A 26,584-nucleotide genomic window follows, 5' to 3' on the forward strand; every position below is an offset into this window, starting at 1 on the left:
TCTATGCACTGAAGTAGCGAGCGGTCGGATGGTATGCCACGATCGCCGTCGTGGACTGCTCCGGATAGAGCTGCTCGCTCTCATCCATATACATCTTCAAGCGATCGGCGCCGAGCAGCTCTAACAGCGCGTACTGATCTTGAATGTTCGGGCAAGCTGGGTAACCAAAGCTGAAGCGCGAGCCGCGATAGCGCTGTGCGAGTACGTCGCGAATGCTGTCCGGATCCTCAGCTCCGAAACCGAGTTCGCGGCGAACGCGAGCATGTCCCCATTCCGCCAGAGCTTCGGCTACTTGAACCGCCAAGCCGTGGAAGTAGAGGTAGTCGGTGTATCTGTCGTCCGCGAATAACTTTTGAGCGTATTCGGTGGCAATTTCACCGACCGTTACAGCCTGCATCGGGAACACATCGACGATGCCAGAGCCCTTTGGGGCGTAGTAATCAGCAATGCAGTAGCGCTTGAGCGATCGCTGACGCGGGAACTCGAAGGTGGCAAGCGGCTCTAGGTCATCGGGGATGCAACCGGCGGCCTGAACGGCTTCCGGATCGTACAAATGCACACTATTGCCCTCAGAGTGGCAGGGGAAATAGCCGTAGACAAGCCGCGGTTCAAGGAGTGCTTCGGCTTTAACACGCTGTTGCAAGTCCTCCAGAATCGGATAGACTTTCTCCTGAAGAAACGCGTCGTATTCTTCGCGCGATCGATCCTTCGGTTTGCGGAACTGCCACTGTCCGGCAACCAATGCTTGCAAATCTAGGTACCAAAGCAGCTCGTCGAAGGGAATCTCGTCTGCGGTCACGAGCTGTGTGCCCCAGAACGGCGGCGTCGGCCGCTCTGTCTCGACCGCAATTGCCTCGGAGCGGTTCTTGTCTTTGACTTCGGGGGTCTCTGGGCAATCGCTTTGCTGCGTAGGGGATGCGGTTTGACTGTTACTACCATTGCCAGCGGCAACAGTTGCCTCTTGTGCAGCGCGACCGTTGCCGTTCCCAGCCGTCGCGATCGCCTCAGCTTCATCTGCAGCGGCATCCGCCAAAAAGCCTTTCAGGTCGTCCCACTGGTTGGTGGACTTGGCGGGCATGAGTTTGTCCATGAAATTGAGGTCGGCGAAGGCATCCTTGCCGTACACGACCCGACCGTTGTAAGTGTTCTGGCAGTCTTCATTGACGAATTTCGGCGTTAGTGCCGCGCCGCCGAGGATGACCGGGACTGTAATGCCTTCGCGGTTAAAGACTTCCAGGTTATCTTTCATGAATGCCGTGGATTTCACGAGCAAGCCGCTCATGGCAATGCAGTCGGGATTGTGCTCGCGATAGGCTTCGATAATGGTCTCGACCGGCTGTTTTATGCCGAGATTGATCACGCGATAGCCGTTGTTGGAGAGGATGATGTCGACGAGGTTTTTGCCGATGTCGTGGACATCGCCCTTGACCGTCGCGATGACAAAGACGCCCTTAGCATTGTCACTTGCTTCGTCTTTCTCCATGTGGGGTTCGAGGTGGGCGACGGCTGACTTCATCGTCTCGGCCGACTGCAACACGAACGGCAACTGCATCTGACCGGACCCGAACAGTTCGCCTACGGTCTTCATGCCGTCGAGTAGGTAGATGTTGATGATCTCGAGCGGCGAATATTGCTGTAGGGCTTTGTCTAGGACGTCATCGAGGCCGATGCGTTCGCCGTCAATAATGTGCTGCCGAAGTTTGTCTTCGAGGGAGAGGGTACTGAGGTCGGTCGCCATACTCGACGCTTTCTGCCCTGCGAAGATTTCAGTCAACTTCGTCAGCGGGTCGTATACGCAGATGTCGTTTTCAAAACGGCGGCGGTCGTAAATTAAGTCGCGGCACACCTCTCGGTGCTCCGGCTCGATTTTTGCCAGCGGCAGAATCTTGCTCGCACTGACGATCGCCGCATCCATCCCCACAGCCATGCACTCGTGCAGGAACATCGAGTTCAGGACCACGCGAGCGGCGGAGTTCAACCCGAAAGAAATATTCGAGACGCCGAGGATAACGTGACAGCCGGGCAGTTCCTTGCGGATGCGTTGGGTGGCGACGATGGTTTCGCGGGCGTTAGCGCGGTCATCTTCGATACCGGTCGAGATCGGTAGCGCCAGTGTATCGAAGAACAGTTCGTGGGCGGGAATGCCGAATTCCACAGCTTGGCGGAAGGCCCGCTGAGCGATCGCGAATTTCTTCTCGGCGATGCGCGCCATGCCCTCTTCGTCAATGGTCCCAATGACCACGCCCGCTCCATAGCACTTGGCGAGTTCTAGGACTTTTAAGAAACGCTCCTCGCCGTCCTCGTAGTTGGTGGAATTCAGGATGCACTTGCCGCCGGCAACCTTCAAGCCGGCTTCCATCTTTTCCCACTCGGTGGAGTCAAGCATCAGCGGCAGGGTGACATTATTCACCAAGCGCGACGCCAGCTCGTACATGTCGCGCTCGCCATTGCGCCCCACGTAATCTACGTTGACATCGAGGATCTGCGCGCCTTCACGCACCTGAGATTTAGCAATCGACACCAACCCATCCCAGTCTTCTCGGTTCAGCAGTCCCCGCATTTTTTTGGACCCGCTGGCGTTCAGTCGCTCGCCGACGATCAAGAACGAGTTCTCTTGGTTGTAGGTTTCGGTGCTGTAAATCGACGCGGCGGCCGGTTGGAAATGGGGCTGGCGCTCCTTCGGCGTGAGGACGCGAGCGACTTCAGCGAGCTGTGCGATGTGGTCCGGACGCGTGCCGCAGCAACCGCCAATCAGCCGTACGCCGAGATCCTCGACAAAGTGCATCAGCTCCATCCGCAACTCCATCGGCGTCAGGCGGTAGTGCGCTTTGCCACCAACGTTCTCAGGCAGACCCGCATTCGGGATACAGGAGATGAGGAAGGGCGAGTGCTCCGACAGGTAGCGGATGTGCTGCTTCATCTGCTCGGGACCGGTAGCGCAGTTCAGTCCCAAGATGTCAATCGGGTAGCGCTCCAGGATTGCTAGGGCCGCACTAATCTCGGTGCCGACGAGCATCGTGCCCATCACTTCCATCGTGATCGACACCATCAGCGGCAGGCGATCGCCTTTCTTAGCAAAAACGTCCTCAATTGCATTCAGGGCTGCCTTGATCTGCAGCACGTCCTGGCAGGTTTCCACCAGTAGGAAATCGGCCCCGCCGTCGTAGAGACCTTCGGCTTGCTCGAAGAACGACGCCTTCATGCTGTCGAAGTCGATGTGTCCGAGGGTGGGCAACTTTGTAGTCGGTCCCATGGAACCGGCAACGAAGCGCGGCCGCTCCGAAGTGGAGAACTCGACGGTGACGCGCTTGGCCAGTTCGGCAGCGGCTTTGCTCAATTCGTAGGCTTTGTCCGCAAGATCGTATTCCGCCAGCACGATCGAAGCACTACCGAAGGTGTCGGTTTCGATGACGTCAGCACCAGCAGAGAGAAACTCGCGGTGAACCTGTTCGACGGCTTCGGGCTTGGAGAAGACCAGATATTCGTTACAGCCTTCGTATTGCGCGCCCCCGAAGTCCTCTGCCGTCAGGTTCTGGGTCTGCAGCGACGTTCCCATCCCGCCGTCAAAAACGAGCACGGGACGCTCGGGGGAGTGAATGCGCTTGAGAAAGGTGCTGTTCATAGGACGATCCGGGAGTTAGAGCTCGTGGAGCGGGCAATCGCAAGCGATCGCGGGGCGTTTTGCCTATCCACAGTCGTTACCTACTGTTACTTAGTTTAAAGAAGAGTTGCAATTCCCGTGTCAGAACCAATACCTCCCGAACGGGATGCGTCAGGTGCTGCATTGGTGACAATCTGCTATGTGTTGCTTAGGTTACAATGCGCTCTGCGGTTCGGTCCAGGCTCTTTGGGCGCATTCAGCAGGGTTTCAACCGTCGGGGGCAACTTTTGTTGGGGATGCCTCGCGGTTGTTGGGGATGCCTCACGGTTGCTGGATTACATTGCGTTGCGATGGATCGATCCTCGATCGTGTCCGGTGACTTCGCGCTTGAACTCGATTTCCCTTGTTTGTGGTCGGTGACGACATCATAAAGCCACGACTAATTGCCAACTCATGACAGTTGCATGATGTGTGGCACCACACAAGTGGTTGCAAGTTTCGACTCAGTCGCATGCATTGTTGCAAGGGTTGCTGGAGTTGTATGTGTAACGCTAACGAGGGGGAGCAACCGCACGCTCACGCCAATGGCATTTCCGGATCTTTGCGCTCTGAAGCTGAGGCAGGATCGCGATTGCCGTAGTAGCTGGCTACCAGTGCGACCAGAAACCACCAAATTGTCGCGATCTGCGGTCGGTACAAGACAGTATCGACGAGCCCGTGGGCAAGCATGCCAACCATCGCAGCGCTGGCACCGACAATCCATATGCCCTCGCGATCGCCCCGCTCCCGCAACTGCAGGAACTGATACCGCGCTCGCCAAGCAATCGCGCCGATGAGTGCCACGAATGCCGTAAATCCTGCAAATCCCGCTTCAACGGCAATTTCGAGGTAGATCGAATAGGCACTCAAGGCATCGTAATTGGGGCGTTGATAGAGCGGATACACGCGGTTGAATGCGTCGTTGCCCGGGCCGATACCGAGCAGCGGCCGATCGCGGATCATATCCAACACCGCTGTCCAAACGGTCAACCGGAAGTTGTTGCTGCTGTCCTCGCGGCCGGCAAAGATACTCGTCGCTCGCAAGCGCAGGCTTTCCGATGTCCCCAAGGCTGCTCCCACCAAGCCAATCCCCAATAGTCCAGATAGTGGCAGCAGCGATCGCCGCCAGAACGGACTGAGGTACTCGTCCCACCAAAAGCGCAACATCAACAAAAACGCCAGCAGCGCTGCCAACATCCCGATCCAGCCACCGCGACTGTCGGTAAAGACCAAACACGCACCGTTGACACCAAACATCGTCAGCGCCAGCAGCTTCTGCGATCGGGTCTGCCAGACTAGAAATGCCGACAAACTCAGCGTGACGGCTGCAATTAAGTACCCGGCTAGCAAGTTCGGGTTGCCCAGATAGCTGTATGCGCGCGTATCGCCCGCTAGCGCCGACTCCGGATCGTTCCAGGTGGCGAGCTGTTCCACGCCAAATAACTGCTGCCGCACGCCATAGATGCTGACAACCAAGGCGACCAGCAAAAAGACGGCGATCGCCGCGTTGCGAGCGCGCGCGGCGCGCAGAACTCGCGTGCAAAATGCAAACCACACTAAGTACAGCGAGAGCTTCAGCCATCCAGACACTGCGGCATCGCGGACGGGTGAAAACGCCGTTGCTATGGTTACCACGCACCAAAAAAGCAGCACCCCAAGGTGGACGGGGGTTGCTCCAAGTCCGTCGCGATCGGTCAGCGTCAGCAGCAGCCAAAACCCTGCAGTTGCCAGTAGCAACAGCCCAATGAGCCCCGTTGCTACAAACGGCGCGATCGCGAACGTTGCACAAACCAGGAGCGTGCCGAGCGGTTCCGCCCAGCGCAACAGCCAGCTGCTCTGCCGCCAGGGATGGAACAATCCCACGAGCTGATAAGCCCAACTCCCACTGCGCCAGCGCTGCAGGAAAGAATTCGCAGCGTTGGCGGTGGCAAACGAGTTTTTGGAGCAGCCAACAGGTGCAGTCATGAACGGATGCGCTCCTCGTGCGTATCACCTGCAGCGACGTGCGGCAGCCATGGGAGTTGCCAGTCCCAAATCTTGCTAAGCCACCGACCGCTCGTCCAACGCGAACGTATTAAAACGGCAGCCCAACGGCTAGCGCTTGCTACCTTAAGCTATCTTCGCGCGATCGAGGCGGCAATCGCCAAGCATCCGCGTGCTACAGCTGGATTATTTGCAGTGAATTATTCCCAGGCGGGATGCGCCATCAGGGCAGCGAAGGGACGCACGCCGCGGAGCTGGTTCGATAAAGGCAAATGCCCGCGCGGAGCGCTAGTATCCCAGACAAACTCGTCGGGATAGCGCGTCCAAACATTTTCCTGCTTCCAACCAATGCGCGGCCAGAGCTTCTCGAAGTTCTGGCCGACAGACAACCACAATTGCTGCTGTACCGAGAAACCAAACTTACCCTCCGAGTAAGCAATCCAGAGGCGATCGAGCGTCCGTAAATCCGCTACTGGCAGGTTCTCGACCTCGGTGAAATACAGCCACTGTCGCTTGCTCGTATCGGGTCCGACCAACTGGCACAGGGCTTGCAGCGTCAGGCGATCGGCGTATTGATAATCGCGTGCCACCAGGGCATCGATCACCGGCTGATAATCGATCGCGCCCTGGGTGATAGGAGGAACCACGCCCTGAGGGAGCTTCTCAGAAAGAAACGCCCGGATTGCTGGCGAGGCGACAGCGCACAAAACTTGGTGGGCTTTACCGCCCCCTGGCCCGTTGTCGTGTAGGCAAAACTCCTGCAAGAGAGCAATACCGCGATCGCCCAAAGCAGCGAGGCGATCGATCGCAGTCAGTTGGTCTTTGATAGCAGCATCAAACAGGAGGCAGCGAAGACCGGATAGCTCGGTGTCCGAATCGGTGCCGGCAGCAGAGGCAAGGTCGTGTTGGCTCATCGAGCGACAGCGAGATAGTAGCAAACGTTAAGACGGCTGCCAGCCGAAGTGCAAAAGTCCGAAAAACTCTTGCAGCTTGGGAGGGGCTGGCAGTAAATCATATTTAAACTATATCGGCACGCCTGGGGGCTTAATTGTCGCAACGGCTCTTTCCGGGGGAAGGGCAAGCTCGACCGCAGTCCCCCTCAAGGTAGTTCCGAGACGGCAGATGCGCTTAGCTAGCTGATGGGGCAGGGGCTTTACCGGCAGTTGGAAGGGACGTTGATGCTTTAGTAGTGCTCTTGGCTTCTACAGGGGCGAGTTCGATGTGGTTGAGCAGGGTCGTTACGAAGGCAAAAAGTAGGAAGGGCAGCGAAATTACCAAAATTAGCCCGACAGTTGCTAAGGCGTATACTTCGCGCGTACTACTCCACAGTGCCATTGCCGACGCGAGGGTTACGAAAATCACCAGCAGCCACACGACGATCTGACCGTAGATGTCGCCGAATGTCAGGGTGCAACGGAATCGGTAGCGTTCCTCAAGCAGTCGATTGCTCATGTCTGACCTCAATATTTCGGAATATGATTCTAAAGGTTTCGGTTTATCTCCCCAAGTTAATCGGCGATCGCTTGCTGGCCCGCGATCGCAATATTTTTCAACGCCTTGCAAACTGTTGTTACACACCAATGTGCTCTTTTCCTATCGTGCGGTCCGAGAGTCTCGCTGCATTGCCACGGCGTCGGACTTCCACGCTCGCTTGCTAGCGGGTCTGGAAAATGTTTTGCATCATCGGTCGCTTGACACGAGCAGCAGCGCGATCTAGATCTTCAATCTCGCCTGCATCCAGCGACCAGCCCAACGCTCCTAGGTTATCGGTTGCTTGTGCAGGGTGCTTCGCACCGGGAATGGGAATCGTCCCCTTGCACACGCACCAGTTCAACGCCACTTGTGCCATCGTTTTGCCGCGGGCATTGGCGATCGCGCGCTGGCAGTCTAGCAGCGGTTTCGCGCCGGGCAACAGCCGACGAAACAGCCAACTGCGCAATCCACCCGGCAAGTTCGTCCTGTCGTACTTGCCGGTCAGCAATCCGAGCGTCAGTGGGCTGTAGGCAATCAATCGAACACCGAGTTCGTCACAAACAGCTTTGATGTCGAGTTCGCTCACAGTGGCGGTTGCGAGCAACGAATACTGTACCTGCAGGGTTGCCAGGGGAATACCTTGCTCGGAAAAGCGCTTATGGACGCGCCGCAATGCTATCGGTCCGTAATTCGATAGCCCGATCGCTTTTACCAACCCGCGGTCCCACAGTTCAGCCAAACCGTCTAGTAGTGGTCCTTCCTGCCAGGGCAGATAATTTTTCGGGGACCAATGAAGCTGAGCGAGATCGACGGGACGGCCGAGGCGGCGAGAGGACTTCATACAGGCAGCAACCAGCGATTGCCGCGTCAGCCGCCATGGGTAAACCGCGAGCTTGGTCGCGATGCAGAGCGCGTCGAGGTTGGGACCGGTATAAGCTCCTGCGAATTCCCCCAGAAGCTGCTCGCTGCGGCCGTTCAACCGACCCGTGCCGTAAGAATCGCCCGTATCGAACCACGTAATGCCTTTAGCGAGGCACCTTTGGAATGTGGACTCTAACTGCGCGTCCATGCTGGTGTCGTATCCCCATAGCAACCGGTTGCCCCACGCCCAGGTACCACACCCGATGGGTGAGAGCGAGAGGGCGGGAGCGATCGCGATGCGGTCTGCAGCAGTCATTACTTTCATTGGCGAACGAGCTGCGATCTTATTAGCGAGTCAATACAGGTCGAGAGTTTAGCGCGAAACGGCTGTCGAGCCATAAGCAATCCCCGCCGATAGGGCAAGGTAGCGATCGAGGGTAACTTCAGCACCCGCTTTTCTTTGTGTGCTCGTGCGTCCATCCCACTATCGAGCAGCAGCAAACAGCAAGGACATGCCATTGCTGGCGGCTCTTGATAAGGTGGAGGCTTTGCATGAAGCGTTTGGCTCGAAAAGAGCCAATACATCAGTTCGAGCGCGAACGCGGGGATGGGATTAATTTGTGGTTTCGTGACATACACTTGCGAAGAAAGGCAAGGTTTACCTCAGCATCGCCATTAGTCCGGCTAAGGCTGTGAGCTATCTTGAAACCCCAGTATCGATTGCACTTATTAACTAAAGACTACCGTTGTGACTGGCGACCAGGCGGTAGCATGCAAATCCAGTTGAGCGTTTGCCCAGACAATACTTGTGGGCTTTCAACTCCATTATCGCGCTTGACTTACTGCAGCAGCTCCACCACCCACTCGCGGATGTGGGCATTGACTCGCTCGGGAGCTTCGTCGTGAGGACAATGCCCAGCAGGTACGAACACTTCGGATGCTTCTGGCAGGAACTCTCGGAAGCGCGGCGATCGCTCGCGCACTCTCATCCACGGATCGCCTTCGCCCCAAAGCAACAGAACCGGGCAGCGTACCTGCGGCAGCAACACGTCCAGCGGGTCCCCCTGTGGTGTCTTGAACACTGCCGCGAACACCTGGGGCGCGCCGCGATCGCACGACGGGCGGTAAATGTCCTCGATCAACTCCGGGGTGACGGCGCCGCGATCCACATACACCTGCTCTAAAGTCCGCCGAATCACCCAGCGCTGCCGCACGTACTGGAACAGGAGAAAACTCGCCCAGGGTTGCAAGAGGAGCGATCTCAGCCCATCGCGGAACAGCGCCTGGAGTGGATTATTCCGCGTCGGCATCGTCGTCTCTGAGTTGTCGCCGAACGGACCTGCACTGTTGAGCAACACCAAACCGCTCGCCCACTCGGGGTGCTTGGCCGCCATTGCCAGAACTGCGTAACCGCCTAGAGAATTGCCCGCCAGCACAGCCGGTCGCCGCACCACTTCTGTAAGGAACGCATGTAACTGCTCGCGCCACAAGCCGCCGTCGTAGACGAGATCGGGTTTTGCCGATCGCCCAAAGCCCAACAGGTCGATCGCCCACACTTCGAAATCTGCTTGCAGCTCGGCGACGTTCTTGCGCCAGTGGTCCGTGGATGCTCCGAACCCGTGAACCAACACCAACGGCGGGCGATCGCTCGACCCCGCACGCACGTAGTAGATCGAGTGTCCCTGCCACTGCCAGTAGATACCCGGAACGGCGGCAGGGATGACGGTTTGTACCATGACCATTAAGAAATGTTAATTATCTTCATCATATGGCTTGGCAAAGGCTTTCGGCGATCGCGCCTGGGATCTGTGGCGATCGGACGTGCATGTTGCGAAATGTGACATCGGTATAAGATGAGGGAATTATATTGTGATCGGTGCAACCACGTTGCCGGTCTGAATTCGAGCCGATTGCACAGGAGATCGAGCGTGCCTGCCGAGATTTTGACAAAGCCTTCCATTGGTGTCGTCGAACGGAGCGATACTGTCCGCAAGCCCGCTCCTCGCTACCGGGTGTTGCTGCATAACGACGATTTCAACCCGATGGAGTACGTCGTGCAAGTACTGATACAGACCGTTCCCGGACTCACGCAGCCGCAGGCGGTCAGCATCATGATGGAAGCGCACAATACGGGCGTTGCACTGGTTATTACCTGTGCGCTCGAACATGCAGAGTTTTATTGCGAAACCCTTCAAAATAAAGGCTTGGCGAGCACGATCGAGCCGGACGATTAAAGTCTGACGGCTGCGATCGCCAGGGAACGAGGGCATAAATCAATTGCCACCGAAGCCGGATAATTTGGAGCCATAGATTTCGAGGCTGCCAGCAAGGGGGCAGCAAGCCGCGTTGTAATTTTCAGCGTGTGCCTTCAGTGCAAATCGGCAACGGCAGGGTGGAAGCGATGGTTTTGAGGGTTGGGGACTGCAGGGATTTGAGCCGTGCGTCCCCAGGTTGCAGGAGGAGCAAGATTGGTGTTGGAAGGAGCTTTACAGTTAGTCGAGATAGATAGAGGTCAGGGTTTTTCGCCGGGAGCGTTGTCAACAAGTGCGCTCCCTATTTTCTGAGGTTAGTCGCTGGAAGCTCCACGCTGCCTATCCTTGAATCGATTAATTCACCCCCTCAGGGTTGAAAACTCAGAGGGCTGCTAGCCTCAACAAGTTGCGGGAGCGCATCCGGTGGTGGCTCAAGCGCGGCAATTTACGCGATTAGTCGCGATTAGTATCGTTGCCGTACCGGGATCCGGTAGCGATAGGTGCGACCCGAGTAACGTCTGGACGGACGGGGCCGGTAATAGTGGCGCTGGTGGCAACAATCATATTGGTGCTGGAAATAGCAATCGTCCGAGTGATAGTCGTAGTGATAGGTTGAGCGGTAGGGGGTGTAGCTGCGTCCGCGCTGCCGGCGCAGCTCGCCACCGCCCAGTTCAACAGTTATCGTTGGAGTTTCAACCGTCAAGCGCCCTCGCGATTCGTAGGCTCGGCGCGGGCGGTTGTAGCGGTAACCGCGATCGTAGTCTCGGCTCCTGTGCCCGGTCTGCACCCGAAAATCGACCTGCGCTCGGGCGGCAGTGGGGGCGAGTAGAACCCCTGCCAGGAGTACGCCCGTAGCCAATCTTAAGACCCAGCACGATCGCGATCCATCCTCGGACATTACCGGAACCTCCGCTGCCATCTAAATCTATTGTGAGTTGGCCTCCAGCTGCGATGTTTAGGACATTTATGTAAAAGTGTTTTCAGTTTTCTGCAAGTGAGCGATCGTCACAGTTCCTTCCAAGATGCATTTCGCCTGGGCAAGCAATATTTCGAGCGCGGGCGCTACCGCGAGAGTATTGAGGCCTTCAAAGCTGCCAGTCAGCTCGTCGACCCCTTCACACGCCGATATGGCGATTCGCAACTTTGGCTGGTTACGGCTTATCAGGCTAGCGGAAGCACGGCCGAAGCGATCGCGCTCTGCCAGCAACTCCTAAACCATCCCCATTCGGAGATCCGCTCGCAAAGCCGCAATTTATTGGCTATTTTGCAAGCTCCGCAACTCAAGCGCCCGCAGGCGTGGATGACACAAATCCCCGATCTCGGCACGCTCTCCGAGAGCGGTCCCGAGGACCGGCGAACGTGGCACGGCAGTGGATCCGGTCGAGAGAAATCCGTCGTTCCCGAACCGGAGATCGATTCGAGCCAGGTCCGAACCCAAGACAGCCCGTTTGTCTGGATCGCGCTAGCTGGATTGCTGCTGGTGACGGCAGGTATTGTTTGGTTGGGATAAAAGTGAATGAATCCGCACGGTCGGTAACCTCGATACTGATTCCGGGACTGTTTTTTCAGCGCCGGTCGGGAGAACGCTGGAGTTGTAGCTCGAGACGCTCCTCTGCCGTCACGACTAACCCCGGCACGCGCGATGTCACCGGCGCGATCGCCCGCCCGGCAGCCAGAAACAGCAGCCAGTGGCTGCCGGGCGCTAGCCCGTCGAGATCGGTTGGGTGCGGCGTCAGCCAAATTGTCGGTTCGCTCTGCGGTCGCGCGGCACCGGCTTCCTGGGGCGTAACCGCAGCTAGCACTTCCATAACGCCCGTGTTGCTGCCAATCATTCCGGTGCCGGCAGTCCACAACTGCACGCCGAGCTGGTGGCGTTGAGCATAGGTGTAAAGCGATGCAGCGGCAATCGCCGCACGCTCGAAAGCGTCAGCTTCCCAGGTGGCAGCAGAGTCGAGGGCGATCGTGACAGTAGCGCCGCTTGTTGCCAGTTCCAGCTCGCGGACGCGCAACTCTCCGAAGCGGGCACTCGACCGCCAGTGGATCGAGCGTGGGGGGTCGCCGTGGCGGTAGGGACGCACGCCGCGTGTCAATCCCGAGACCGCTGCGTAATAGCGACGTTCGCGCTCGAAATTAGTGTTGTCGTCGGCACCTGCTAGATCGAGCAGCGGGCAGTTCTTTAGCGGCAAGATTTGCGGATATACGATAGCTTTGGCGGGCGCGTCGCGATCGCGGCGGCACCAGAACAGTCCGAGGGGAGCGGCCGTCCGCATGCGAACCTCATGCCAGCGATAGATCCCGCGACGCGGGGCCGGACAGTCGTAGCGCCAAACATAGTTTCGGCCGGGCGCAATCGTGTCGATCGCCTGCACCGGTGGCGCGCCCAGAACCGAGGGAATTCCGTCGCCGATCGTGAGGAGCGATACGGGGCTAGTGCTTGCATTCTCGACCGTAAGCTCGACACTTAACAAGTCACCGGCCGTCACCGGCACCAGCGGCGCGCGTCGGACATTCAATGCGCGCAGAGTGCGAGGCGGCAGCCAAAAAGCAATCGCCAGCAGCGCCAGCAGCGTGCCGCTGATGGCGTAGAGCCACCCCACCATTGTGTTTATGGCAGCACCGAAGAAACACAGCGCGATGCCTGCTAGCACCAGAGCGCCATAGGCCGGGCAGCAGTAGCGCGATTCGAGCCAGTTGCGAAAAGCAGTCACGGGCAAATACCGAGAAGGAGAACAGACGCGGTGCCGCCGAGCGCGCCCGGCGCTAATCGCTGCTGAGGGCAGCCTCGTCACATGGGATGGCCGGCTGGATCGGGGATTGCGAGAGAATATTGCGGACGATTTCCGGCAGGCGATCCATATTCGGCGCGCAATGCACGCCCGCCCGCGACAAGGCAGCGAGCTTGTTGGCAGTGGAGCTGTCGTCTGCGCCAGAGCGCGTCAGATGAGGGGTGGCGCGGTTATGGCGGGTGGGGGGCAAACTAAGACCCGCGAGGTAGGCAAAAACGGGTTTGCCCACATCGGAGGCAATGAAATCGGCTGCAGCCACCTCGTCGCCGCTCCCAGCTTGACCGACGAGCAGGATCGCCTCCGTGTTGGGATCGCGTTCGAGAACCTCGAGCCAGGGTTCGTAACTGGTACCGGCGATGGCCTCGCTACCGAGGCTGACAACGATCGACTGACCGTACCCGGCGCGTCCGAGTAGCTGGGCGACGCCAGCAGTGAGAGCATCACTGCAGCTCAGGATGCCGAGGGAACCGGGCTGGAAAAATTGGGGTTCGTGGATGCCGAGCAGCACTTTGCCGGGGACAAGGATACCCGCGCTGCCGGGACCAAAGACCGTTGTATTCGTCCCTTCAGCCTGGCGCAAAAGGCGCACGATATCGAGGGGCGGCACGCCGCAGGTCGCGATTGCGAGTTGGTGAATGCCCGACGCGATCGCCTCTAAACCCGCATCCAAAACCCGGTAAGGCTCGACAAAAATCAGTGATAAGTCGATATCGCCTGCATGGGCGACGGCCTGCTCGACGAGATCGAACGTCGGGGTGGTCGAGCCGTCCGCACCTCCCCAGCCAGAGCGGACGCCTGCCACGACCTGGGTTCCGTAAGCGCGCATCTGGGCGGCAGCATGCGCTCCGAGAGGTCGGTCTATGCCCTGCACCAAGACTTTGAGATGCGATCCGTACTGACTGACGTAGGTAGCCCTGAAGTGCGGTACTCCATCTGGGTTAGGAGTATAGCTAAGTGCGGGTTCTGCACCTGCGCCACCGTCCCCGTGCAGAACTATCCTAGGGTCAGTCTCACTCGCTTTTTTGGCATCAATTCTACCTCCCGAGTGACGGACTCCAGCTTGCGAGTCACATAGCTCTGAAGATGGCGCTCTGGGATGCCAGTGGCCCGAGCGATACCTGTCAAGGAAAGACTCTCTAAAAGTAGCTTGTCGACCAACTCCGTGTCGGTTAGAGCAATGTTTCGATATCCCGAGCCCTCGATGTACTGACGGCGACAAGTTTTACATTTATATCGTTGCTTGCCATAACGAGTGCGTCCATATTTGATGTATTCTTCGCTTCCGCACTCAGGGCACTTCGGCATGTCCCGGCTCGTTATAGATTTACCCCCATCACCGTGCAGAGCCACCAATTGACGTATATGACTCTGGCAGGTGATAAGTCTCCCCATCTTAGCGACCGGATGCAGCTGCAGTCGGTTATGGCGCTCACGTTTGCTTGATTTGCTGGGGAACGTGCGGAATGTTCAGGTCGCCTCGAGTCGCTGCCAAGGGTGGTGACTGTCGACTTGCCATTGGTTGCCGTCATGGATCGGGAGAGTGACCCGATCCGAGTTGAAACTGCGTTGGTAGGGGGAATCGCGAAACTCGGCCCGGGCAGGCTTGAAGTTTTGGCGCGAGAGGTCGCGAAGTCCAACGGTCATGTGGGGGTTGAATGCCCGGTCGGTTGCACGCGGTTCGTCTACCGAATAGTTCCCGCGCAAGGTGGCGGCTGAGGTCGGATTACCGCTGGATTATCGCAAGGGAAGGTCGCACGTCGACATAGATAACGCGCGGTGCAAAGTCATTGAAACCAAACAACGCCACTTCAAATGGCTCGCAGCGACTGGCAAAATCCGAGAGTGTGGCGTGCAAGTGCGGCAGCTCGGATTCGGGCCACTGGAACGGAGCCTGCAGGGTAATGTGGAGCGGAGATGCAACGCTGCTCGGCTGTTGAAGCGATCGCGCCTCTCCAACTTGAAGGGAGTCACTTCCCCTTGAATGGATTCCGGCGGCAGTAGTGCGATGAAGAAACGGCGTTGGGGCGGCTGTTGTCGGGACATGGCAAATCAGGATGATTTAGCCTTACCGGCAGCATCGCACGAGCAGCTGTGTCTGACGATGTGCTATTGCTCCCGTCGGTTGTCACCCGCTCGAGCGATCGCGTCCTGCACGCGCTCGATCTGTCGGGGCGCGCCCAGTTCGCGGAAGTACTGTAGGGCGCGCTCGCTGCTGGGGCTCTCGCCGGTGGTCAAGCCAAGCTGAAAATGAGCTTCGGCAAGGTCGCATTTAGCCCCGATCGCCTCGAGGAGCGCGATCGCCTTTCGGTGGAGGGGAATAGCCGCGTTGCGGTTGCCGCGATCGCGTTCGATAACGGCCAAACCAGTGAGGGCGCGGGCTTGAATTTGCGGGAAATGTCCGGTCTCAGCGGCGGAGTTCGCGCGCTGGAGCAGCTCGGTTGCACGAGTGACAACGCCGAGGTTGGCATAGCTTTGACCGAGTAGCTGCATAAAGTAGGCCGCGCGACCCGTCCCCTCCTCAGAGCGATTGCCGAGTTCGTTGTAGCCGGCATCGGCGCGATCGCGCGCCGTGGCAACCCCCGCATAGGATTCGACGAGAGCGAGGCAGATTGTAGCTTTCTCGACCCAACGCTGGCGCTCGCGCTCCGATGCCAGCGCTAATACTCGCGCGAAGCAGGCTTGGGCACGCTCCAGCTCCCACAAGTCGATGCAGTAGAGCCCGACGCTAAGGTGCGAGTCGAGTTCGAGGGATTCCAGGCGGTAGCGCTCCAAGCGATCGTCGGGGTCGAGGGCGGCTATGCTTCGGTATGCGATCGCGATCGCGGTTTCTTGAGCGGCGATTGCAGTGCGGACGTGCCCTGAAATCCAATACAGGTCGCCGAGGAGGTCGTGCAGTTCGGCGCGATAGCGCGGGGAGCGGACGCGATCGAGCCCGATTTCGAGGGCGTCGAGCACCGGTTGCAGCAAGCCCATGCGGTAGAGCGTGCTGCCCAGCGGCAAGTGCTGCTGCCAGCGGTTGACGCGGCTGGTAAGAATCGTGCGGGCGACGGCTTCCCAATCGTCGATCGCGCGGTAGTGGTAGGTGGCTTCCCAGGCGGCGATGGCGTCTTCCACCGAGGCGATCTGCACTACGCGATCGCTCCAGTAAGCGGCAAGGTGACGCTGGGTCGGCTCCCAATCGTCGCTGGCCCGCAGGCGGAACAGGGCTTCGGCTCGCATCGACGGGTGCAACCAGTAATCGCCGCAAGCGAACTCTACTAAGGAGCGGTTGCAGAGCGCGGCAATCGCGCCCCGTCGCAGGTGGGGCGGTACATCCCACAACAATGCCAGGAGCGCTGCTACCGGCACGGCGGGTACATCCTGAAAGCGAAGCGCGCCGAGGCGATACAGCAAGCGATAAGCCTCCGCATCTAATGACTTGAGGCGATCGCATTGACTGGCGATCAAGTTCTTGAGACTGGTTTCGCCCAGCGGGTCGCCGCCGATCGCCTGCCAGTACGCATCGAGGTCGCCGCCAAAATCTTCCCGGGCAGTGCCGCTGAGAATGCCCATGGCTTTGGCATTGCCGCCGTAGGTTGCGTGAGTTTCAGCAAGCGTGGCGTCGCAGGCCGTCACGACATTCAACTGAAAAAACTGCTGCCACGCCGCGCGATCCAGCCCCGGCAGGCGGAGGTGTGCAACGTCGAGATTCGGCTCGCAGAGGCGATCGCGACTGGTCAACACCGTCAGCGATCGCGTTGTCGCCTCGGCCAACACCCGCAACAGCTCGCCATAGGCCCGGTGCGGAGCGATGAAGCGCCCGTAGCGGTCGAGTACCGGTTCGAGGTTGTCGATCAGGATGCCGATACGTCGCGTTTGTACCTGCCGTCGCAGCCGCCCGAGGGCGATCCCGAACTCGCCGCCGGGCTCTTCGTGAAAGTCGCGCTGCAGCCATTCCGCCACGATACTTTCGGCCGCGACCGCGTTCGCCGTTTCCTTGGCTACTAGCAACTCCAACACGCCCGCGATCTCTCCGGCCGCTTGACGCGATCGCAAATAATGCCGCGCCAGCGTGGTTTTGCCGACACCGCCTTTGCCGTGGATGACGACGAGTTTGGATTGCCGGCAGAGCGCATCTAGATGCGCGATCGCTCCGCCCCGCCCGACAAATGCCTGCCCGACAGATGCCTGCCCGAAAACATTTGCTGCAGGGTCGGACGCGAGGTCGGCTCCGAGCGGAGCGGGCGAGATCGGAACCGCTGTCGGAACGGATGCCCGCGATCGCTGGAGGGCAGCGCGGAAATTACTCTTAGTCACGCGATCGCCCAGCACCTGCGAGAGCTGTCGCCAGAGATCTGCAGCCGTGTCTTTAACATGACCTTCCGTGCAGCCGTAGCTGTCGGCAATGTCGAGATAGCGCTGCTGCTGCCAGACCTGCCGGACGATCGTGCGCTGCAGGTCGCTGAGGGCCCGCCCTACCTGTTGGCGGTAGAGTGCTTCCGTCAGAGTTAACGCAGCTTCTGCATCCATGGGCGCTCGTCGTTCCCTCAACGCGATTGTCTTTGCGACCGAGCGACGACTGCAAGACGAGCGCGACCTCAACGGGCGGCAAGCGAGTGCTGGCGGCGCATCTCGCGCAGGACGTCTGCTGGATTGATATAGCGATCGGCGTACTTCAATCCCCAATGTAAGTGCGGTCCCGTCGAGCGCCCGCTAGTCCCGACGCGTCCGATGCGTGCAGACGTGGGCACGTGCTGGCCGATGTGGATTTGGATGCCGCCTGCTGGATCGAGCAACACCGGACCGTTGGGCGTGCGCTGCACCGACCCCTGCATGTGGCAGTAAATGTGCTGCCACTGCCCGGACTGCACGACAACCATCGTGCCGCAGGCAGTATGGTCCGAGAGTTCCACGACCTTTCCCGCCCACCAATTGCGAATGTAACTGCCCATGGGAGCGGCGATGTCGAGACCGTTGTGAAATTGCCAGCGCCCGGTGACCGGATTGACGCGATTCCCGAACGGTGACGTGTAGCGCTGAAAATTTTCCACGGGAAACGATGCCTGTAGCCAGCCTCCGTTCGCCGTATCCGTCACCGCTACTGCAGCCCGAACTCGATACAGCTCGACCGTTGCGGCCGACCCGGCGAGCCCGAGCGCACCCAGTGCTAACCAGCTCAACCACGCCGCCGATCGAATCGGACCGAGCCAGCAGCGGGTGCAGCCGGCCGTGCTGTCGCGATCGCCCATGAAAACTCCTCACGCCCCTCAAGACGTACGCCATCAGTATGCCCCGAGGCGTTCTAGTAGTTTGCAGTTCCCAAACCCTACAGGGCGATTGCGCGCAAGTCCAAACAAATGTTCACAGAAACACTGAAACTTTCTTAGAATTATTATTACGAAATCTTAACAATCGGACCGGGACGGCACCACCATGCCAGCAGCAAAGCGGCAACGGGCGATCGCGATCGGCGGCGGCATTGGCGGACTAACGGCCGGCGCGCTGCTGGCCAAACGCGGTTGGGATGTCACCGTTTACGATCGGGCACTCGTGCCAGGGGGGTGTGCTTCAACGTTTAAGCGACGTGGCTTTACTTTTGATGTGGGCGCGACGCAAGTTGCTGGGCTCGAACCCGGGGGCATCCACCACCGCATCTTTGCCGAACTCGGCATCGAGCTACCGGCCGCAACCCCGTGCGATCCGGCTTGTGCGGTCTTTTTGCCAGGCGAGTCCGAACCGATTAACGTCTGGCGCGACCCCGAGCGCTGGGAAGCCGAGCGCCAGCGGCAATTTCCGGGCAGCGAGCCGTTTTGGCAACTGCTCGCGCGCTTGTTCGACGCCAGCTGGCGTTTCCAAACCCGCGATCCGGTTTTGCCACCCCGCAATCTGTGGGACGCGTGGCAGCTGGTCGCGGCCGTGCGACCCGATACTCTCGCGACCGTGCCCTTTGCCCTGGCAACTGTCGGCGATGCCCTACATCTATATGGACTGGCTGGCGATCGCCGCCTGCGGACGTTTTTGGACATGCAGCTCAAGCTCTACTCCCAGGTGAGTGCGGCGGAAACAGCGCTGCTTTATGCAGCAACGGCACTGGGCGTTTCGCAAGCGCCGCGCGGTCTGTTCCACCTGCAAGGCAGCATGCAGGTGCTGAGCGATCGCCTGGTTGCGGCCCTGGAAAAATACGGCGGTCGGCTTTGCCTGCGCCACACCGTCGAGCGCGTGCATATCGATGGCGTGCGGGTAACAGGCGTAACGGTGTGCGATCGGCGAACGGGTGCAACGCGGAACGAATCGGCTGACGAAGTCGTTGCTAACGTCACGGTGGGGAATTTGCTGCAGCTGCTCGGACGACGCGATCGCCCCCGTAGCGCCCCGTCTCGATCGCGATTCGACTCCGCTCGCACGCTTGCAGCTCTGGCTGCGGAGCTGCAACTGCGCGGCTACGAGCGGCGCGTTGACAAACTGCCGACACCATCCGGTGGGTTTGTGATTTACCTCGGCGTCGAACAACGCGCGATTCCCGAAGGGTGCCCGCCGCATCTGCAATTCCTATACGACTACGACGGGCCTGTTGCCGAGCAAAACACCTTGTTCGTCTCGGTCAGCAAACCCGGTGACGGTCGCGCCCCCGACGGCAAAGCCACGATCGTCGCGTCGTCTTTCGTCGAGGCGGCACCCTGGTGGTGCGGTTCGCAGGCCGATTACGAGCAGCGCAAGCAGTCGTTCTGCGACAACGCGCTCGCGCGCCTGGGCGACTATTTCCACCTCGATGCAGAGGCGATCGTCCACCAGGAATCCGCTACACCGCGAACGTTCCAACACTTCACCGCCCGCGAGTTCGGGTATGTAGGTGGGGTTGGGCAACGCCTTGCGACCTTCGGGCCATTTGGCTTTGCCACGCGCACGCCCGTCCGCCATCTTTGGCTTGTTGGCGACTCGGTGCATCCCGGTGAAGGTACGGCGGGTGTCAGTTACTCAGCGCTGACTGTCGTCCGACAGATCGAAGCGCTCGCCAGCCGAGGCAAGCCGCGTCTAAACCGATAGTTCCATTGGCCCCTGGGTTCAGACTAGGGTCTCGAACTCGACGAGCGCTGCCGTTGCCACCTGAAACCCACCAACGACTCGTGGACAATTGACGAAACCTACCTGACAGTCAAAGGCAAGGATCGCTCCCTGTGGCGGAAGGTTGCAACCCTGTTCCGCGACCGACTCAGGCTCGTAGCCATAGCGCTTATTCCGCGCGCTGCAGGCGCGCCAGAAAAAAACCGTCCATGTTGCGATCGCACGGCAAGATCTTCACCCAGCCTTCAGGAGCGATAAACGGGGCGGCGGGGTTGTCATCCGGGGGGGGCTGAAGTTGCCAGTGGGGGTGGCGCTCGCAGAAGATCGCGATCGCGTCATCGTTTTCAGCCGGATGCACGGTGCAGGTAGCGTAAACCAAGATGCCGCCGGGTTTAACCCAGGTTGCGGCAGCGGCGAGTAACTCGACTTGCAGGGCTGCCAATTCCACACTCGCCTCGGGCGACTGCCGCCAGCGGAGGTCGGCCCGCCGGTGCAGCGTGCCCAAGCCCGAACAGGGTGCGTCGACCAAAACGCGATCGACCGAACCGGGCGCGATTTCGCTTAGGGTTTCGGTGGCGCGGAAGTCGCCGGTAGCGACGCGGATGCTACCCAACCGCAGGCGCGCGGCGTTGGCTTCGACTTTTCGCAAGCGCCGGGCGTCGCGATCGCAGGCCCACACTGTCCCGCGATCGCCCATCAACTCGGCAATGTGGGTGGTTTTGCCGCCAGGTGCCGCACAGGCATCGACGATGGTTTCCTCGGGTTGCGGGTCGAGGAAGTGCGCGGCCAGCTGCGCGCCCGCATCCTGCACCGACCACCACCCGCCCTCGAACCCCGGTAGCAAGCGGATGTCGCCCGCCCCCCGCAGGCGCAGTGCTTGGGGCAGCCCCGGGACGCGATCGCTCTTCACGCCGCGCGCGTCTAGGGCGGCGGCAACGCCACTGGGGGTGCTGCGGAGCAGGTTGACGCGCAAATCCAGCGTCGGCGGGCGGTCGAACCAGGCGCACAGGCGTTCGGCGGTCTCCAACCCGTGTTGGTCCCGCCACAACTGCACGATCCAGTCGGGAAAGCTATATAGCGTCCCCAGCCGCGCGATCGCGTCGTCGGGTAGGGGCAGCGGATCGCCTTGCTTGCCGCACTGACGCAGGTAGCTACGCAGCATGCCGTTGACGACCCCGGACAGTTTGCCGAGCCCACAGGTTTTTGCCAGTTCGACGCTCGTGTTTACGGCCGTCGCGCCCGGCACGCGATCGAGGTAGCGCAGTTGATATAACCCCAGATGCAGCACGCGGCGCAAGTCGGGCGGTTGCTTGGCAGCCGGGAGCTTGCCAAGCCAGTCAATTGCCGCATCGAGGGTGCGTTGTCGCCGCACGCAGCCGTAGACCAGCTCGCAGGTCAAGCCGCGATCGCTGCCGGTCAGCTCGGAGACGCGCAGGGCGCGATCGAGGGCAATGTCGGGATAGGCCCCGTGGCGGTCGATGTCTTCAAGGGCGCGGAAAGCAACGAAGCGGGCGGTATCCATGCAGGCAGCGATAGGCGACAGATCTGCCAGTATAGCCGCGCGCTCTGCCGCGATCGCTTGCACTTCCGTATCAGGAAGGCGGGTCGCTGCCGGGCGAATGGCGGCGCTCGACGATTGTCCCCTCGACAATGTGGTAGCCCCACTCGGGATGAGCGGCAATTTGCCTGGCAACCATCGTCTTGCCCATGGGCTGTCGATAGGTGGCGCGTAATGTCTCGAGGTCGGGTACGTGGGCGCTATGGGCAGCAGCATTACTCGGAGCGATTGCGGCCGGGGGCGAGCCGGCCGGCTCGGTCGGTTCCAGAGCACTGGCACCGTTAGCAGCGGCGAGCTTAGCCATAACGCTTGCTTTGGTGACCGGCGCGCGATCGGTAAAGGATGGTGGGAGATACGGGGTCGATACGCCGCGCGATCGCGCGGACAGAGCTTCGTCGGCCAGGCGATCGCATTTGCGCAAAAAGCCGTCCCACAGATCTCGTCCGCGAACGGGATCGCGCAACTCGCTCCGCGCCCGCGCCAGCGCCGACTCGAGTGGCTCCCCTTTGGCGGTGAAATATCGCACGCGCTCTTCTTCAAAGGCTGGGTAGGGGACGCCGGACTCGACTTCCCACTCGCGAGCAATTTGCTGGCTCGCGCCCAATGGCTCCCCGGCAACAAACTCGTCCCAGAATGGCGAGATCAGCCCTTTGGTCATGCCATCAACGACGGCAAAAGTCCACCCCGACGGCCGCGAGATACCCTGCTGCACGGCGTAATCCAACAAAGCACGTTGGAATGCTTCTAACTGCTCTTGCGACTCCCAGGGACCGCTGAAGCGATAGTCCGGGGTGACGCTGACGGTGCGTTGACGGCCGCGAGCCGGGAAATGCGGGTCGCTCGTCGCCGTCGTTGCTGATGTGGCCGCGCGCAGCGGACTCTCCACCGAAGATGGGACGTTACCGAGGACTCCTTCTAGTGCCTCGAAATTGGGAGCGTACTCCCAGAGATCGCCGGAACCTTGTAGCGGTCGGGCCACGAGCAATTCGCGTTGGGTGAGTTGCAAGCGCGCGTATTCTTGCTCGCGCGGTGTCAAGCCGGTAGCCGTGCGGAGCGTTTCGGTTGTCACGACAACCATACCGTTCGGCTCCTGCGATTGTCGGCGACACAACTCCAAATACAGCACTGACGCAACGACGCCCCCGATCGCGCTGGCTAGCTGCGGATAATACGTCGCAGCAGACCCAAAATAATGCCAGAAGGTAGGCGATCGCATCATCGACAAACAATTCGCGAGGACAAACGGTTGGGAGAGTTCTTCAATACAAGCTTGTTGGGCGCGTTGCGGTTACTTGCAATCGCGTGACAGATGCAGTCGGCACCGATACCAGCCGTCTAACCTGACGCGATCGCCGCGCTGGCTGGCAAGTTCGCCCGCGCTACTCGCGCAGGACGTATCCGACTCCGCGTACGGTTTGGATTATGCGCTTCTCGCCATCGGCTTCCAGTTTGAGGCGGAGGTAGCGGATGTAGACTTCGATGATATTCGAGTCGCCAACGAAGTCGTAGCCCCATACCCGCTCGATGATTTGGTCGCGGGTGAGAACCTGGCGCGGGTGCGATAGCAGATATTCCAGCAAGTCGAATTCCTTCGCGGTCAATTCGATGCTGCGCGCGCCGCGATACACCTCGCGCGTGCTGGTGTTCAAGTGTAAATCGGTAAACTCCAGGACGTCAGTTTCCTCTTCCTGAGTGCGGCGCAGGTGCGCGCGGATGCGGGCAAACAGCTCTTCAATGCTGAAGGGTTTGACGACATAATCATCGGCACCAGCGTCGAGTCCCGCCACGCGATCGCTCACGTCATCTTTGGCGGTCAGCAACACGATCGGGACCTTATTGCTCGTCATGCGCAGGCGACGGCAAATCTCCAAGCCCGATACGCCCGGCAGCATCCAATCGAGGACTACGAGGTCGGGGTTGGCTTCTCGGGCAGCTGCCAGACCCGCTAATCCATCGCTAGCGACCACGACTTCATAGCCTTCATATTTCAGCTCCAGCTCGATAAAGTGCGCGAGCTTAACCTCGTCCTCGACAACCAGAATCTTGGCAGGCGGTGTCATCGTCGGCGCGATTGAAACTGTTTCCCCCAATGCTATCGCGAATTTTTTTGAGCGCTGCACGAGCGGGCGATCGCGCGCTCAGCGGTTGACTATGCGGTTGCTGTGGCGATCGGAAAGCAGCTGTTGCGGTCCTGTCAACTTCAACACCAGAAGCCGCGCCTCCACCCGCAGCTGCCACCATGTGGATGACGTACTGCTTGTACTCGGGAGTTACTTCCTGCCAGACTGCTTGCAGTATGGATGCACTGAAAAAAGCGGCGCCAACAGGAGGGAAAATCAGCACGACAGTTGTCACGAGCCCGGCCGTCAGAGCCTGAGGTCCCACTATCGCCACACCTTCCTCCAGAGATACGTCTCCTTTCAGAAGTTCGATTAAAACCTGCACGGCCTCCGCCCCCACCATAATCCCCAATGTGACAAAAGCGTTACCTCTCAAAAGCCGCTGCAAGAGCTTGATTGCGACCCCCCGCACGAATCCGCTGTTAAGTGCATCTAGCGCATTCCGCTGAAACGTCTGAATCCGCTCTGGTGCCAGTTCCTCTTCTCCACGGCAATAGGCACCAACCAACTCGATTCCATTCAGAAGCGCCGAGATCGTGACATTTACCGTAGCTCCAACAACTCCTCCACTGACGGCTTCTCCTCCAAGCGCTGCCACTTCAATAAACTGCGCGGCTAAGTAAGGGTTACCGGCTACCCACTTTGCTGTCTCGATATCGATCGGGGCGCTCCGAACGCCATCCACTTCAATAACAACCTCTGTTCCTGGGATGCCCTCGTTAGCCGCATCCGTCACGAGCTTCTGTCCCCGATAGTTTCCTCCGCGAGCGTTCCGCGATACATACTCTGCGCTACCGACCTTTGCCTGGACCTCAGCAATAGTTCGACCGATGGCATCAGTTACGTATATATCTGGCTCATTCTTTATTCCCTTAGCTGGGATTTGCCAAGCGCGGCTTTCAGACCCACTCAAGCTAGCTTTGATGTTGTACCCAATTACCTGTAGGTGCTCGAATGCGAATCCAAACGCGTTGGTATTCTGGGTAATCGCTCCAGCCCCGGTTACCAAGCCCGCGCCGCGCTCGATCAGTGTGTGTGCCCCATCCGTTGCAGCGTTCGCAGCCGTTGTAATGTTCTGGGTAAGGCGTGGAACAAGACCGTCCGTAACGTTTTTCAGATAATTCCAGTGACTCGTGCTCATCCCGAGATAAAACGCATGCAGGACATTCTCCGAGAAAATCTTTCGCGTCCTGGTGACCTAAGTCAACATTCGTGGTGATGCGCGAGCTTCTCGTGCGCGTTCTTATATCCTTTTCTCGCTTGCAAACACATGACTTAGACGCACCGCTCGAGTTGACTGGCTGAGGACCAGAGCCGGAGTGAAACACGGGGGCACCGGGTTGCTGTCCGTCACCTCAAATGGTCGAACGGGCGGAGGGGGCCGGACTGGAGGGGAAGTTCTCTTGATTCAGATTCGTATCGCACCTTCCAGGAACTCCCCAGAGGTTTTTACTGCAGGGAACACTAGGCGATCGCCTCAGCGAGCGGGCTGGCACTTAGGGCAGAAATGAGCCGATCGCCCCGCCAGTTTGATCCGCACGATCGTCGTCGCGCAAACGCGGCAGGGTTCGTCCTCGCGGCCGTACGTCCAAGCTTCGTGTTTGTAATTGCCGTTAACGCCGAGCAGGTTCGAAAAAGTGTTGAAGGTGGTACCGCCGCGCGCGATCGCGGTTTCCAAAACGGAGAGAATGGCAGCATGTAAGCGTTCGGTATCGGCACCAGTGAGGTCGCGCGATCTCGTGGCTGGATGGATGCGGCTTTGGAATAGGGCTTCGTCGGCGTAGATGTTGCCGATGCCCGCCAGCAATGACTGATCGAGCAGCGCGGCTTTAATCGAACGCTCTCGCCCGCGCGATGCTGCGAGCAGATACTCCGGTGAAAACTCATCGGCAAAGGGTTCTGGACCCAGGCGCTGCAAACCGGTGATAACCGCCTCGACCGGGACGCCCGATGGCACCCACCACATGCGCCCGAAGGTGCGTGCGTCGACAAAGCGCAGCTCGCGAGCGTCGGGAAAAAACAAGCGCACGCGCACGTGCTTGCATAACGGCTCGGACCGCGCCAACCACAGCAACTGCCCGCTCATTCGCAGGTGGACGCCCAACCAGCCTGCGGCTGACCCAGTATCTGGATGGCGAGCGGCGGGAGCGCTGGCATCTGGGCGATAGAGTCGGGCTAGCAGGTACTTTCCCCGTCGATGCCAGTCAGCAATCGCACTACCGGTCAACCCATCCAAGAATTCCTCATACGAACCGGGGCGGGCGATCGCTCGTGGGAGCAATACGTCTCCGCCCCAAATGGGATGATGTCGGGTCAGTCGTTCGAGACCCCGACGAACGGTTTCAACCTCTGGTAACTCCGGCACGGCCGGTTAGGCTCGCCTCGATATGAACCGCGCCGTCTACTTCTTCTTCGCAGGAGCTGACTCGACGACTTCGAGTTCGTGCTCGGCATAGTTGTTGGTGTTGAGACCCGAAGCGCTACCGCTGAAGCCGTTGTAATTGACGCGCTCGAAACGCACGATGACCGGGTAAATAATCCCGCTCTTATCGACCGTTGCTACGGTGCCGACATCGCCGAACCAGTAGGATTCAGGACGCAAGACCTTGACTTTATCGCCGCGTTTAACCATGAATATTGTCTCCGCTTTGCTTGTGACCGACTCCGACCGACTCGACCGGTCGCAACCTAGATTCCAGCCTACCGTCCGGTAGCTGCTCGCAGGCGATCGCATGATTTAAGTTTTGTTTCAGCGTCTCGCCACCGCAAGCGGACGAAATGCGCCGGACGCTTGCCACAATCCAAAGTTTTCCAGATCGCATCGAGTTCGAGGAGGTGCTTTATCAGCTGCGAGTCGTGCGTCGGCTGCG

Annotated in this window: 23 protein-coding genes and 1 pseudogene; 4 read left to right on the forward strand and 20 right to left on the reverse strand. The window is 59.4% G+C overall.

Annotation, left to right across the window (positions count from 1 at the left end):
• Position 1: 1 nt before the first annotated feature.
• The 6 genes from metH to KR51_RS01385 form a co-directional block, all read right to left on the reverse strand.
• Positions 2 to 3,622 (reverse strand): methionine synthase, encoded by a 3,621-nt coding sequence (metH, locus tag KR51_RS01355; protein WP_022604053.1) that lies wholly within the window; start codon positions 3,620 to 3,622, stop codon positions 2 to 4.
• A gap of 555 nt (positions 3,623 to 4,177) precedes the next feature.
• Positions 4,178 to 5,605: an IctB family putative bicarbonate transporter gene (locus KR51_RS01360; RefSeq protein ID WP_022604055.1), complete on the reverse strand. Its 1,428-nt coding sequence runs from the start codon at positions 5,603 to 5,605 to the stop codon at positions 4,178 to 4,180.
• A 218-nt stretch (positions 5,606 to 5,823) separates the two neighbouring features.
• Positions 5,824 to 6,537, reverse strand: coding sequence for a GUN4 domain-containing protein (locus KR51_RS01365; RefSeq protein WP_022604058.1), 714 nt, complete (start codon positions 6,535 to 6,537; stop codon positions 5,824 to 5,826).
• Positions 6,538 to 6,751: 214 nt separating this feature from the next.
• The gene (locus KR51_RS01370; protein WP_022604060.1) at positions 6,752 to 7,075 is read right to left on the reverse strand and encodes a hypothetical protein; all 324 of its coding nucleotides are present in this window, start codon (positions 7,073 to 7,075) and stop codon (positions 6,752 to 6,754) included.
• 202 nt (positions 7,076 to 7,277) lie between these two features.
• Complete coding sequence (locus tag KR51_RS01380) at positions 7,278 to 8,273, reverse strand: aldo/keto reductase (protein WP_051358009.1); 996 nt, start codon at positions 8,271 to 8,273, stop codon at positions 7,278 to 7,280.
• A 523-nt stretch (positions 8,274 to 8,796) separates the two neighbouring features.
• Positions 8,797 to 9,693 (reverse strand): alpha/beta fold hydrolase, encoded by an 897-nt coding sequence (locus KR51_RS01385; RefSeq protein WP_198016651.1) that lies wholly within the window; start codon positions 9,691 to 9,693, stop codon positions 8,797 to 8,799.
• 192 nt (positions 9,694 to 9,885) lie between these two features.
• Here KR51_RS01385 and clpS point away from each other — a divergent pair, with 192 nt between their 5' ends.
• Positions 9,886 to 10,191: an ATP-dependent Clp protease adapter ClpS gene (clpS, locus tag KR51_RS01390; protein ID WP_022604067.1), complete on the forward strand. Its 306-nt coding sequence runs from the start codon at positions 9,886 to 9,888 to the stop codon at positions 10,189 to 10,191.
• Between the two features lie 481 nt (positions 10,192 to 10,672).
• On the opposite strand, the gene KR51_RS01395 is transcribed toward clpS, so the two are convergent.
• A complete protein-coding gene (locus KR51_RS01395) occupies positions 10,673 to 11,107 on the reverse strand; it encodes a hypothetical protein (RefSeq protein ID WP_022604069.1) in 435 nt (144 codons plus the stop codon).
• Between the two features lie 96 nt (positions 11,108 to 11,203).
• On the opposite strand from KR51_RS01395, the gene KR51_RS01400 reads away from it, so the two are divergent.
• Positions 11,204 to 11,719: a tol-pal system YbgF family protein gene (locus KR51_RS01400; RefSeq protein WP_022604070.1), complete on the forward strand. Its 516-nt coding sequence runs from the start codon at positions 11,204 to 11,206 to the stop codon at positions 11,717 to 11,719.
• 55 nt (positions 11,720 to 11,774) lie between these two features.
• On the opposite strand, the gene KR51_RS01405 is transcribed toward KR51_RS01400, so the two are convergent.
• The 7 genes from KR51_RS01405 to KR51_RS01425 all read right to left on the reverse strand — a co-directional run bounded on the left by KR51_RS01405 (position 11,775) and on the right by KR51_RS01425 (position 18,223).
• A complete protein-coding gene (locus tag KR51_RS01405) occupies positions 11,775 to 12,917 on the reverse strand; it encodes a DUF58 domain-containing protein (protein ID WP_022604071.1) in 1,143 nt (380 codons plus the stop codon).
• A 52-nt stretch (positions 12,918 to 12,969) separates the two neighbouring features.
• Entirely contained in the window at positions 12,970 to 13,866 is an 897-nt protein-coding gene (locus KR51_RS01410; protein ID WP_269634865.1) for a succinate--CoA ligase subunit alpha, read from the reverse strand.
• Between the two features lie 122 nt (positions 13,867 to 13,988).
• Positions 13,989 to 14,387 carry an IS1/IS1595 family N-terminal zinc-binding domain-containing protein gene (locus KR51_RS21400; RefSeq protein ID WP_156914910.1) on the reverse strand — a complete coding sequence of 133 codons (399 nt, stop codon included), beginning with the start codon at positions 14,385 to 14,387 and terminating at the stop codon, positions 13,989 to 13,991.
• 75 nt (positions 14,388 to 14,462) lie between these two features.
• Positions 14,463 to 14,639 carry a hypothetical protein gene (locus KR51_RS18585; protein ID WP_156914911.1) on the reverse strand — a complete coding sequence of 59 codons (177 nt, stop codon included), beginning with the start codon at positions 14,637 to 14,639 and terminating at the stop codon, positions 14,463 to 14,465.
• A gap of 79 nt (positions 14,640 to 14,718) precedes the next feature.
• A complete protein-coding gene (locus tag KR51_RS21135) occupies positions 14,719 to 15,054 on the reverse strand; it encodes a 2'-5' RNA ligase family protein (RefSeq protein WP_084202361.1) in 336 nt (111 codons plus the stop codon).
• A gap of 47 nt (positions 15,055 to 15,101) precedes the next feature.
• Complete coding sequence (locus tag KR51_RS01420; RefSeq protein WP_022604073.1) at positions 15,102 to 17,504, reverse strand: NB-ARC domain-containing protein; 2,403 nt, start codon at positions 17,502 to 17,504, stop codon at positions 15,102 to 15,104.
• A gap of 68 nt (positions 17,505 to 17,572) precedes the next feature.
• Positions 17,573 to 18,223 carry a M23 family metallopeptidase gene (locus tag KR51_RS01425; protein ID WP_022604074.1) on the reverse strand — a complete coding sequence of 217 codons (651 nt, stop codon included), beginning with the start codon at positions 18,221 to 18,223 and terminating at the stop codon, positions 17,573 to 17,575.
• 184 nt (positions 18,224 to 18,407) lie between these two features.
• Between KR51_RS01425 and crtD the strand changes: the two genes are divergently transcribed.
• Positions 18,408 to 20,018, forward strand: a complete 1,611-nt coding sequence (gene crtD / locus KR51_RS01430; protein ID WP_022604075.1) for a C-3',4' desaturase CrtD — start codon at positions 18,408 to 18,410, stop codon at positions 20,016 to 20,018.
• Between the two features lie 33 nt (positions 20,019 to 20,051).
• Positions 20,052 to 20,162, forward strand: a pseudogene (locus KR51_RS20455) (IS6 family transposase); the annotation flags it as partial.
• A gap of 43 nt (positions 20,163 to 20,205) precedes the next feature.
• Here the strand turns inward: KR51_RS20455 and KR51_RS01435 are convergent.
• From KR51_RS01435 to KR51_RS01460, 6 genes are all read right to left on the reverse strand, one after another.
• Entirely contained in the window at positions 20,206 to 21,558 is a 1,353-nt protein-coding gene (locus KR51_RS01435) for a 16S rRNA (cytosine(967)-C(5))-methyltransferase (protein ID WP_022604076.1), read from the reverse strand.
• Between the two features lie 70 nt (positions 21,559 to 21,628).
• Positions 21,629 to 22,813 (reverse strand): hypothetical protein, encoded by a 1,185-nt coding sequence (locus KR51_RS01440; RefSeq protein WP_198016652.1) that lies wholly within the window; start codon positions 22,811 to 22,813, stop codon positions 21,629 to 21,631.
• A gap of 160 nt (positions 22,814 to 22,973) precedes the next feature.
• Complete coding sequence (locus tag KR51_RS01445; RefSeq protein ID WP_022604078.1) at positions 22,974 to 23,654, reverse strand: response regulator transcription factor; 681 nt, start codon at positions 23,652 to 23,654, stop codon at positions 22,974 to 22,976.
• The gene (locus KR51_RS01450; RefSeq protein WP_022604079.1) at positions 23,611 to 24,855 is read right to left on the reverse strand and encodes a hypothetical protein; all 1,245 of its coding nucleotides are present in this window, start codon (positions 24,853 to 24,855) and stop codon (positions 23,611 to 23,613) included. Before KR51_RS01450 ends, KR51_RS01445 begins: the two co-directional genes overlap by 44 nt.
• Positions 24,856 to 25,191: 336 nt before the next feature.
• Positions 25,192 to 26,079, reverse strand: coding sequence for a DNA-formamidopyrimidine glycosylase (locus KR51_RS01455; protein ID WP_022604080.1), 888 nt, complete (start codon positions 26,077 to 26,079; stop codon positions 25,192 to 25,194).
• A 36-nt stretch (positions 26,080 to 26,115) separates the two neighbouring features.
• Entirely contained in the window at positions 26,116 to 26,346 is a 231-nt protein-coding gene (locus KR51_RS01460) for a photosystem I reaction center subunit IV (protein ID WP_022604081.1), read from the reverse strand.
• Positions 26,347 to 26,584 lie beyond the last annotated feature (238 nt).

It is taken from the genome of Rubidibacter lacunae KORDI 51-2 (assembly GCF_000473895.1).
GTDB lineage: Bacteria > Cyanobacteriota > Cyanobacteriia > Cyanobacteriales > Rubidibacteraceae > Rubidibacter > Rubidibacter lacunae.

Coding starts and splice junctions, on each gene's coding strand:
- KR51_RS01435 (WP_022604076.1), bottom strand. CDS start 21,558: ATGGATACCGCCCGCTTCGTTGCTTTCCGCGCCCTTGAAGACATCGAC.
- KR51_RS01445 (WP_022604078.1), bottom strand. CDS start 23,654: ATGACACCGCCTGCCAAGATTCTGGTTGTCGAGGACGAGGTTAAGCTC.
- KR51_RS01460 (WP_022604081.1), bottom strand. CDS start 26,346: ATGGTTAAACGCGGCGATAAAGTCAAGGTCTTGCGTCCTGAATCCTAC.
- KR51_RS01365 (WP_022604058.1), bottom strand. CDS start 6,537: ATGAGCCAACACGACCTTGCCTCTGCTGCCGGCACCGATTCGGACACC.
- metH (WP_022604053.1), bottom strand. CDS start 3,622: ATGAACAGCACCTTTCTCAAGCGCATTCACTCCCCCGAGCGTCCCGTG.
- KR51_RS01420 (WP_022604073.1), bottom strand. CDS start 17,504: ATGGATGCAGAAGCTGCGTTAACTCTGACGGAAGCACTCTACCGCCAA.
- KR51_RS01425 (WP_022604074.1), bottom strand. CDS start 18,223: ATGGGCGATCGCGACAGCACGGCCGGCTGCACCCGCTGCTGGCTCGGT.
- KR51_RS01440 (WP_198016652.1), bottom strand. CDS start 22,813: ATGATGCGATCGCCTACCTTCTGGCATTATTTTGGGTCTGCTGCGACG.
- KR51_RS01450 (WP_022604079.1), bottom strand. CDS start 24,855: ATGAGCACGAGTCACTGGAATTATCTGAAAAACGTTACGGACGGTCTT.
- KR51_RS01370 (WP_022604060.1), bottom strand. CDS start 7,075: ATGAGCAATCGACTGCTTGAGGAACGCTACCGATTCCGTTGCACCCTG.
- KR51_RS01385 (WP_198016651.1), bottom strand. CDS start 9,693: ATGGTACAAACCGTCATCCCTGCCGCCGTTCCGGGTATCTACTGGCAG.
- KR51_RS01360 (WP_022604055.1), bottom strand. CDS start 5,605: ATGACTGCACCTGTTGGCTGCTCCAAAAACTCGTTTGCCACCGCCAAC.
- KR51_RS18585 (WP_156914911.1), bottom strand. CDS start 14,639: ATGACCGTTGGACTTCGCGACCTCTCGCGCCAAAACTTCAAGCCTGCC.
- KR51_RS01380 (WP_051358009.1), bottom strand. CDS start 8,273: ATGACTGCTGCAGACCGCATCGCGATCGCTCCCGCCCTCTCGCTCTCA.
- KR51_RS21400 (WP_156914910.1), bottom strand. CDS start 14,387: ATGGGGAGACTTATCACCTGCCAGAGTCATATACGTCAATTGGTGGCT.
- crtD (WP_022604075.1), top strand. CDS start 18,408: ATGCCAGCAGCAAAGCGGCAACGGGCGATCGCGATCGGCGGCGGCATT.
- KR51_RS01395 (WP_022604069.1), bottom strand. CDS start 11,107: ATGTCCGAGGATGGATCGCGATCGTGCTGGGTCTTAAGATTGGCTACG.